Here is an 8,584-nt window from a genome sequence, read left to right as displayed (position 1 = left end):
TCCCGCCGGGCCGGTCCTGGGGACCACGAGCGTCCCGGCGGCCACCGAGTACAGCGTGGTCGCCGCCATCACCCTGCTGTGGCTGGCCGTGACGGCCGAGGGCCTGGGCATGGGCTGGGTGAGCCTCGTCGACCCCGACCACCTCTCCGACAGCGTGCCCGTGCCCGACGGGGCCCGGCCCCTGGCGTACCTGTGCCTGGGACACCCCGCCCTCGAGCTGGACGAGCCGCTGTTGCAGACCGTCGGGTGGGGACGCAGGTCGCCGCTGTCGGTCGACTGGGTGTAGATCCGGGGCCGCGTGAGAACGCGGTTGCGGACCGAGTCGCTCAGAATCCGTACCTGACCGCCCGCGCGGCAGTGTGCGACCTCGGTCGCGGGCCCGTTCGGCAACGTACTCAAGCTGCGACCACCGTTGCCCTTCACCCGCTCGGACATCCCGTGGGCCGCGGACGCCCTCGACCAGTCACTCCGGGTCCTCACTGCGAGGAGGTGAACCCCTGAACCTCGACCGGTGTCGTCCTGGTGGTGGTCGATCCGTCTCCCAGCTGCCCGTTCCAGTCATGTGGTGATCAGTGGGCCGGGTCGCCGGCGGCGTCACATCCGGGGTACAGCGTGGCCGGATTGTCGGACTGAGTCACGACCCCGTCACTCGCCGAAGGCCTGCCGTAGTGCATCGCACTGCGCCCGGAAGAAGTCCTTACTGACCCCGGCGCGGGTGACGACCAGGTCGAAACCGTGGAACGCGCCCGGAACCGGGAGGAACTCGCAGGGCACTCCGGCTCGCTCCAGACGATCCGCGTACGCCTTGTCCTCCTCGAAGAACAGATCCACCGTGCCGACGCCGATCCACGCCGGAGCGACCCCGGCCAGATCAGGGTGGCGGGCCGGAGAGGCCGTGGACGGGTCGGCCCCGCCCAGGTAGCTCGTCCAGCCGAACCGATTCGATCGTGCGTCCCACAGTCGGTGTCGCCGGTCGCGGGTGTCGGTCCGGTCGTCCACCATCGGGTACGCGAGCAGTTGCAGCACCGGGGCGACGGGGCCCTCATCCCGGGCCCGGATCGCGAGCGCGGCTGCGAGCCCACCGCCGGCGCTCGCGCCGCCGACGGCGATCCGGCGGGTGTCGATACCGGGTTGAGCGGCCAGCCATCCGAGTGCCGCGTGACAGTCGTCGAGCGCCGCCGGGAATGGGTGTCGCGGCGCCAGTCGATAGTCGACCGACACGACGGTCGCACCGGTGCTCCGCGCCAGAGCCCGGCAGAGCACGTCATCCTGCGCCGCAGAACCGACGACGTATCCACCGCCGTGGATCCATACAAGGCCTGCCGAGGATGACGACTGATCACCTGGGGCACGGAAGACCCGCACCGTCGCGCCCGAGTCGAGTTCGTGGGTCTCCGTTCCCCGTAGTCCTGGCAGCAGTGTCCCGATCTTCTGCACCGCCGGCAGGGTCCGCGGTCCCACGAGGCGCGGGGGCAGCACCACTGACGCGAGGCGGAGATCGGGGTGATACCGGCGGCGATCGCGGATGCGATCGAGAAACGGGATGCGCATGGTCGTCCTCTGTGGGGAGAGATCCCCGTGGGGTCGTGGAAGTCGGATCGGCGGTCGGGCGCAGTGCCCAACGAGCCATGAGCGATCGTAGCCACTACCGGTGTCGAGAACGTGTCACTTCCGGCCTCAGGTCAGTGCGAACTGATCAGCCGTGCCGTCTCGTTCTGGACGAGCAACGCCTGATCATCGTTCACCAGTGTCAGCGGGTAGGTGCTCCCGTAGGTCTCCACGAGCCGTGCGACGAGTTCGGGCGGGTAGGGCGGGAGCGCGCCGTCCGCGTGGGGGATCACCACGGTGTCGACCAGACCGAGTCCGGCGTGGTCGGTGAGTTCGGGGGCGGCGGAGGGGTCGTCCATCAGGCTGACCGGTTCGATGCTGGGTCCGGTGATGACCGACCCCGCACTCGACCCGATGTAGGGCAGCCCCGCCCGTACCCGCTCGACGAGGACCGCATCCGCACCCCGTCGGCGCAGTGCCGCCATGAGCACGAAGGTGTTGCCGCCGGCGGCGTACAGGGCGTCGACCCCGTCGAGGAGGCCGGCGAACTCGCCCGCGTCGTCGATGCCGGCAACGGTGATGTCGGTCAGCACGTACCCCAGGTCCGAGAGCTGCGCACGCTCCGCGGCGACGAACCCGGCTCCCGCGTAGGGGCTCGCGGCGTCGTTCAGGTACCCGATGCGCACAGCGGGTGCGGGCCGGTTGACGTGCTCGGCGAGGAAGTCGGGGACGGCGCCCACGCCGAGGGACAGCAGGAGCAGGTTCATGACGCCACTCTACGAGGGAAGGCGCGCGCCACGAGGTGCGCAGCCCACATCGGCCCGGCCAGCCCCCGGACTCCGACGGTCGCCCAATTTCTCATCCCTTGACGCCCACGTAACAGCGGCGCAACGCAGCGCCGTTTGACTAATTCCGTTCGAGTGATCGATTTATAGGAGTTCCATGGAACCCGCCCTGCGCCCCGCTCCCGCGGTCTACCGGCGTCGCCTGTTCCACTCCCGCGACGCCACCCCCGACCAGTGCTCCGACGTCGTCTGGATCCAGGGGAACCGACTGTTCTGCGACGCGAGGTTCTCCACCGACGACTCGGGCGCGAGGGACTTCCACATGGGTTTCGCTGGCCGACTCCAGTGCACGGACGCCGCCATCGGCGAATTCGAGTGGGTCCATGCCATCGCCGCCGGAGAGGCCTTCGGGTCCGCCGATATCGGGCAACTCTTCGACGTGCCGGGGTGGGGACTGCTGGAGGTGGGCCGACAGCTCGACTACGTCGAGCTGTGGGAGCAGCGCCCCGACGAGCCCGGACCGGTGTGGGAGGCCAGGGGGGTCGATGACCACGGCACCGAGGCGCTGGTCGTCTGCGTCGGCGACAGCTTCGGTCTCGCGCTGGGCGCTGATCCCGCGGGGGGCCGGCCGTCGTCGGTGCACATCGGTTCACGGACCGCTCAGGGCTGGCTCGCGCGGTACTCGTCGTGGTCGGGGCCCGAGCCTCCCCTCTTCTCCCTGTCCCCTCACTCCGACGGCCGCTTCGTCATCTCCTGGCGGGCCGGCGAGCACTCCGGTCCACCCGTGTCCTTCGACCCGATCCACCCGACCCGCGCGACCCGCCCGACCCACTCAGGAGCCGAGAATGACTGACCCCCACCGACCCAGCGTCGACTTCGAGTCGATCCCGGTCATCGATGTGTCCACGCTCGCCGATCCCCGCGGGCCCTCAGCGGAGTGCGTCGACCGACTCGGCGAGGCCGCCCGAGGCGTCGGCTTCCTCCTCATCGTCAACCACGGCGTGGCCGATGAGACGTTCCGCGCGATGCACGAGGCCGCACAGCGCTTCTTCGCCCAGCCCGACTCCGTCAAGCGGGAGGTGTACATCGGCAACTCCACCAACCACCGCGGATACGTCCCCATCGGGGAGGAGGTGTTCGCCGGCGCCACCCCGGACCTCAAGGAGGCCTACGACCTGTCCATCGACCTGCCGGCCGACCACCCGGAGTATCTGGCCGGCAACCCCCTGCTCGGGCCGAACCAGTGGCCCGACCTGCCGGGGTTCCGGGAGGCGGTGACGACCTATTACGACGAGGTGTTCGCACTCGGGTCGCGGCTCCTCGCGGCGTTCGCCCGGTACCTCGACCTCGACCCCGCCACGTTCCTCGGATCGGTGACCCAGCCGCCCTCGCAGCTGCGGCTGATCCATTACCCGTACAACCCCGACGCCGAGGACCGCCCCGGGATCGGAGCGCACACCGACTACGAGGCGTTGACACTGCTCAAGCCCACCGCTCCCGGGCTGGAGGTGATGAACGGCCGGGGAGAGTGGATCGAGGTCCCGTACCGCGAGGACGCGATCGTCGTGAACATCGGGGACCTGCTGGAGGTGTGGACCAACGGCGCGTTCGTCGCCACGTCCCACCGGGTCAGGAAGATCTCGAGGGAACGGTATTCGTACCCGCTGTTCTTCACCGTCGACTACGACACGATGGTCGCTCCCCTGACGTTCCCCGGTTCGAACGACTCCACCTACGAGCCGCTGCACGCCGGCGAGCACCTGTTCGCCCAGACCGCGCAGAGTTTCGCCTACCTGAGGCGACGGATCGCGGACGGTGATCTCGCACTCCCGGAGGGCGCGCGTCCCCTGTACTCGCTGGGTCGCGAGACCTCCCTGGTGGGTGAGTCGCGATGATCAGTGTCGCTATCGGAGCAACTGTCGTTCTACTCGTCATCCTGGGTCTGATGTCCTCCACCAGGGTGAGAGGACAGAACCGCAACTTCGCGGTCGCGGGGCGGACGCTGACCGTGCCCCTCGTCGCCGTCCTCCTGATGTCCCAGGTCGTCGACTCCAATGCAACCGTCGGCGCGGCGGACCTCGCGGGCGGATTCGGATTCTGGGCGGGTGCCGCACTGCCGCTGGGTCTTGCCGCATCCTTCCTGCTGATGGGGCTTTTCGTTGCCGAGAAGGTGCGGGAGCGGGAGCTGTACTCGCTGCCCGAATACTTCCGGCAGACGTTCGGACGGACCGGGGAGATCCTGACGGCCGTCCTGACGGTGACCAGCTTCGGAATCCTCATGGCGGGCAACCTCGTCGCGCTGGGTCACATGATGGACCACTTCATCGGAGTGCCCTACTGGGCGGCGATCGTGTTCGTCACCCTGGCGATACTCGCCTACACGATGGTCGGCGGGATGTTCGCGTCGGTGTATACGGGCCTGTTCCTCATGGGTGTCATGGCGGTCGGGTTCGTCGGGCTGACAGCCTGGATGTTCATGGGCCCCGGATACGCGGCGCCGGAGGGGCTCGGCATCTCGGATCTCGAGCAGTTGACGGCACCCGCCGCGGGCGCGGCCATCAACTGGGCGACGTTCTTCGCCCTGGGCTTCGGCAACCTGGTGGCCATCGACCTCATCCAGCGCGTGTCCTCCGCGAAGACGGCCCGGGGGGCCAGGTCGGCGAGCCTGATCGCCGCCGCCGGAACCGTGGTCCTGTGCGTCCCGCTGGCCGCGGTCGCCGTGGCCGGGGCGGGGTTGCTCGGGGACAGCGACTCCGAGTCGCCGATCCTCTTCCAGCTCCTCACCGATCAGGTGCCCGTTCCGATCGCGATGCTGGTCATCGCTGCCCTGCTGGCCGCCTCGCTCACCACGGTCAGCGGAATCCTCCTCGCGACATCGTCCATCGTGGTCGGAACCGTCATCGACACGCGGAAGCTGCGCCTGAACGTGCTCCAGGCTTCTCGTTGGTCGATGGTCCCCGTCGCCGTCATCGGCGTGATCGTGGCACTCCGGGTGAACCACACCGGGATCCTCCTGACCCTGACCTTCGACCTGCTGTGCGCCAGTATCGTGGCGCCGTTCGTCCTGTCGCTGTGGACACGGTTAGTCAGCACGAGGGCACTGGTGATCTCCGCCGCGCTGGGACTGGGGGTCCGGCTCGGGTTCTTCGTCCTCACACCGACGATCTACGGCGTGGAGAACACCCTGCTGTACATCCCGAACGAGGTGGTCACCACGAGCGTCGACGGCTGGACCACGTTCCTCGCCGCGGCCGTGTCACTCGTGGTCTACGTGGCGGTGGCCGCCGCCGACACCCGGGCCGACACGCGGAAGGCCACGCCGGCACCCGCGGTCGACGAGTCGGTACCGGACCGGGGAGTCGAGGTCCCCGCGAGGGCCTAGCCTCGCCCGAGGGCGTCCGTCGCGAGCGGCGTCACCCGACAGACCCCGGGCCCGGGGAGTCGGGATCTCCGAGAATCTCGAGTCCCCGGGCCCGCGTCTCGTCGGTAAGGAGCTCGGGGACCCGTGCCAGCGTCAGCGTCGCATCGGCGACCCGGGCCGGGGTGTCGTCCGGGATCGGCGACCGTGTCCGGCGCCGGTAGGTGATGACGTTCTCCACCAGGCCGACGAGCATCGCCACGTCGACGTCAGTGGCGGCTTCGCCCGTGGTGCGTTCGAGCAGGACCCGGTAGGCCTCGTGCAGTGAATCCCGGACCTCGTGGAACTCGCTGAACTGGTCGCCGTCGAGCTCCGGATCGAAGTACAGAACCCCCAGGTTCTGCGGGTCCTCGTGCAGCAACCCCGCATCCGCGTACGCCAGCGCCCACAACAGGACGTGCCCCGGGGCGTCTGTGGTCAACAGCCAGTCGGCGATCCGATGGGACGGGAGCACTGTGCCGAGCACCAGCCGGAGCAGAATCTCGTCCTTCGACCCGAACCAGTGATAGACGCTGGCCTGCTGCAACCCCGCACCCTCCGCGATGGCCCGGGTGCTGGTCCGGCCGAAGCCTCTGGTGACGAACAGCTCGCCCGCGGCGTGCAGGATGTCCTGCTCGCTGCCGAGTCCGGTCGGCGACCCGGGGTTGCGGCGCGGCCGGCCACGAGTCTTGGTCACCTCGCAGAGGCTATCAACGCCCGGCCGGGGCACACTCCTCTGGTCGTCGACGACAGAGCGCGCGCGGTGGCCCACGAATCTCGGCTGACGGGGGTGACCGCGGGATCCACCGTGCAGCGGAAGATATGTCCGATACCCCACAGAGGTCGCTCGGGCGCAGGTTCCGCACCCCGGACTGGCGACGACGCCGTTCGCAATCAGCGAACTGGGAACTACCCGCGGGCGGCCACTGCTTGCTTGGCGGCCTCGACCAAATGATCCGCCGCGCGGCTCATCTTCTTCAACTCCCCATCGGTCAGGTCCTGATGCGTGTAGGCAGCCTTGTTCTTCAGGTTGAGCAGGGTGTTCAAGTGCCGTTCAGATCCGCTGTCGGCCTTCTTCAGCAGGGCGACCGCCTCGCTGTGGTTGCCGGTGTTGGAATGCACGCCGAGGCGCACGCAGCAGATGACATCCGAGGCGGCAATGCCCGCGTTGACGTACAGGTCCCCGGCGGCGTTGGGCATCTCTTCCCCGAGATGAACCGCGGCGTCGAGAAACTCGGATGCCTTGGACATGCGCCCCGCGGCGACTACCGCATCGCAGTTCCGCTGCCCCGCCATCACGACCTCCTTGCCGAGCGCAGCTGCGAGACGAACCAGGCCCGTTTCCCCGCGACGGTCAGGCCCTGCTTCGACACGTCATCGAGGAGGGGCTCACTTGCGTCGGCCGCAGCGCGGAACTCGTCTTCGGCGAACTCGACGATCCGGCCGTCATTGCCGGTCCACGCGGTAACTAGCCGGGCGAGTTCAGTCACCCGCTGCTCCCAGACGCCGTTCTCGTTGTCGATCGCGCGCACCAGGAACAAGTCGATGTCGCTCCCCAGCGTCATGTGCCCCGTCGCCGCCGACCCGAACACCGCGCCGTACCGCAGTGCCGTCCCCCACTCGCCCAGGTGCTGTTCGAGTCGGCTCAGGAAAGTGGCGTTCAGCCGTGACAGCTCCATGATCGGCCCGGTCGCGAGGTGCTCGGCGTTGAGGCGGTAGGTGTGGGTCCGGCCTACTTCGTCGTGCAGCACCACGCCCTGGGCAGTGAGACGGTTGAGGACCTTGCGGATGCCCTCCCCTGACGCGGTGGAGAGGATTCGCTGGACCTGGCTGACCGTGAACGTGACGTCCGCGCTCGCCAAGACCGCCAGCACGTCGCCGTCCAGGGTCGGCGTCACCGTGGCGAACGGCTTGTTCAGCTGCATAGTCCGCACCCTTTCTCCAACTAAAGTTAGAGTATCACAACTATAGTTGGAGGACCCGGATAGGGTCGTGGTGGTTGGTGTCGTCGAACCCGATCGGGGAACTCAGTGTTCGTCACAGACACCCCTACCGACCTGTGCCGTGCCGTCAGCCCGAGACCACCTGCCGACGCCTGAACCCCACCAGACCCGCGGCCACGAGCGCGCCGGCCGTCACGAGGACCAGCAGGAACGGCGCCGGGGCGAACTCCTCCACCGGGACCGCGGCGAGATGGTGCAGCGGCGAGAGCGACCGGAGCCACCCGGGGAAGTCCAGCAGGTCGGCGAAGTTGGCCACCAGGAACATCAGCGCGACCACCGCCCAGCCGACGGGCGCGGTCAACCGGGGAACCCAGCCGTAGAACACCCCGCAGACCCCCAGCACCAGCAGGACCGCCGGGGTGGCGCCGAGGTGCGAGCCGATCACCCCACCGACGAGCGAGGTGTCTCCGGTGACCACGGCGGCGGCGAGCGCCGTGCAGATCCCGGTGACCGCCAGGATGAGCACCGCGCCACAGGCCACCACGGCGAGGTGGGCGCCCACCCACGAGATCCGGCTGACGGGCGTGGCCAGGATCAGGTCGGCGCGGCCCCTGCCCTCCTCGTCGCGGAGGGACTGCGTCGCGTAGACCACGTACGCGGCGGCGAGCACGGCGACGAACGACCCGAGGAAGGCCACGTAGCCGTTGACCAGACCCTGGGCACCGAACATGTCCTGCATCGCCTGCGGCATGTCCCCGCTCGCGCTGAGCATGGCGTCGGTGAACGCGCCGTTGACCGTTCCCAGGACGACGACGGCCGCGCCCCACCCCAGCAGGGAACCGCGCTGGAGCCGGGCGGCCAGGCCCACCGGCCGTCCGAGGAACCGGCCGGCGTGGGCGGGGCCGGGGCGC

The 8,584-nt window shown here is 69.0% G+C and carries 10 protein-coding genes; 4 read left to right on the top strand and 6 right to left on the bottom strand.

What is annotated here, in order from left to right; all coding sequences use genetic code 11:
- Positions 1–286 (top strand): nitroreductase family protein (locus G6018_RS00050; RefSeq protein ID WP_182638404.1); only part of this gene is annotated, 286 nt, incomplete at its 5' end.
- Positions 287–645: 359 nt separating this feature from the next.
- Here the strand turns inward: G6018_RS00050 and G6018_RS00045 are convergent.
- Both G6018_RS00045 and G6018_RS00040 read right to left on the bottom strand, forming a co-directional pair.
- Positions 646–1,551 (bottom strand): alpha/beta hydrolase, encoded by a 906-nt coding sequence (locus G6018_RS00045; RefSeq protein ID WP_182638403.1) that lies wholly within the window; start codon positions 1,549–1,551, stop codon positions 646–648.
- 131 nt (positions 1,552–1,682) lie between these two features.
- Complete coding sequence (locus G6018_RS00040) at positions 1,683–2,315, bottom strand: Type 1 glutamine amidotransferase-like domain-containing protein (RefSeq protein ID WP_182638402.1); 633 nt, start codon at positions 2,313–2,315, stop codon at positions 1,683–1,685.
- Between the two features lie 175 nt (positions 2,316–2,490).
- Between G6018_RS00040 and G6018_RS00035 the strand changes: the two genes are divergently transcribed.
- The 3 genes from G6018_RS00035 to G6018_RS00025 are packed head-to-tail and all read left to right on the top strand — an operon-like array spanning position 2,491 to position 5,715.
- The gene (locus G6018_RS00035) at positions 2,491–3,186 is read left to right on the top strand and encodes a hypothetical protein (RefSeq protein ID WP_182638401.1); all 696 of its coding nucleotides are present in this window, start codon (positions 2,491–2,493) and stop codon (positions 3,184–3,186) included.
- The gene (locus G6018_RS00030) at positions 3,179–4,228 is read left to right on the top strand and encodes an isopenicillin N synthase family oxygenase (RefSeq protein WP_182638400.1); all 1,050 of its coding nucleotides are present in this window, start codon (positions 3,179–3,181) and stop codon (positions 4,226–4,228) included. Before G6018_RS00035 ends, G6018_RS00030 begins: the two co-directional genes overlap by 8 nt.
- A gap of 50 nt (positions 4,229–4,278) precedes the next feature.
- The gene (locus G6018_RS00025) at positions 4,279–5,715 is read left to right on the top strand and encodes a sodium:solute symporter (RefSeq protein WP_241730573.1); all 1,437 of its coding nucleotides are present in this window, start codon (positions 4,279–4,281) and stop codon (positions 5,713–5,715) included.
- Between the two features lie 31 nt (positions 5,716–5,746).
- Here G6018_RS00025 and G6018_RS00020 read toward each other — a convergent pair whose 3' ends face one another.
- From G6018_RS00020 to G6018_RS00005, 4 genes are all read right to left on the bottom strand, one after another.
- Positions 5,747–6,427: a TetR/AcrR family transcriptional regulator gene (locus tag G6018_RS00020; protein WP_182616524.1), complete on the bottom strand. Its 681-nt coding sequence runs from the start codon at positions 6,425–6,427 to the stop codon at positions 5,747–5,749.
- Between the two features lie 212 nt (positions 6,428–6,639).
- Positions 6,640–7,026 (bottom strand): hypothetical protein, encoded by a 387-nt coding sequence (locus G6018_RS00015; protein ID WP_182616522.1) that lies wholly within the window; start codon positions 7,024–7,026, stop codon positions 6,640–6,642.
- Positions 7,026–7,655, bottom strand: a complete 630-nt coding sequence (locus G6018_RS00010; protein WP_182638399.1) for a nucleotidyltransferase domain-containing protein — start codon at positions 7,653–7,655, stop codon at positions 7,026–7,028. Before G6018_RS00010 ends, G6018_RS00015 begins: the two co-directional genes overlap by 1 nt.
- Before the next feature lie 145 nt (positions 7,656–7,800).
- A partial coding sequence (locus G6018_RS00005; RefSeq protein ID WP_206685246.1) for an ABC transporter permease occupies positions 7,801–8,584 on the bottom strand: 784 nt, incomplete at its 5' end.

Source organism: Dietzia sp. DQ11-44 (assembly GCF_014145205.1).
GTDB classification, from domain to species: Bacteria; Actinomycetota; Actinomycetes; order Mycobacteriales; family Mycobacteriaceae; genus Dietzia; species Dietzia natronolimnaea.
The sequence above is the reverse complement of the archived record's forward strand: the minus strand, read 5'-3'. Positions and strand labels throughout refer to the sequence as shown.

Bases quoted from the DNA above. Each gene is read 5' to 3' on its own strand.
- G6018_RS00045 (WP_182638403.1), bottom strand. From the start codon at position 1,551: ATGCGCATCCCGTTTCTCGATCGCATCCGCGATCGCCGCCGGTATCAC.
- G6018_RS00040 (WP_182638402.1), bottom strand. From the start codon at position 2,315: ATGAACCTGCTCCTGCTGTCCCTCGGCGTGGGCGCCGTCCCCGACTTC.
- G6018_RS00035 (WP_182638401.1), top strand. From the start codon at position 2,491: ATGGAACCCGCCCTGCGCCCCGCTCCCGCGGTCTACCGGCGTCGCCTG.
- G6018_RS00030 (WP_182638400.1), top strand. From the start codon at position 3,179: ATGACTGACCCCCACCGACCCAGCGTCGACTTCGAGTCGATCCCGGTC.
- G6018_RS00025 (WP_241730573.1), top strand. From the start codon at position 4,279: ATGTCCTCCACCAGGGTGAGAGGACAGAACCGCAACTTCGCGGTCGCG.
- G6018_RS00015 (WP_182616522.1), bottom strand. From the start codon at position 7,026: ATGGCGGGGCAGCGGAACTGCGATGCGGTAGTCGCCGCGGGGCGCATG.
- G6018_RS00010 (WP_182638399.1), bottom strand. From the start codon at position 7,655: ATGCAGCTGAACAAGCCGTTCGCCACGGTGACGCCGACCCTGGACGGC.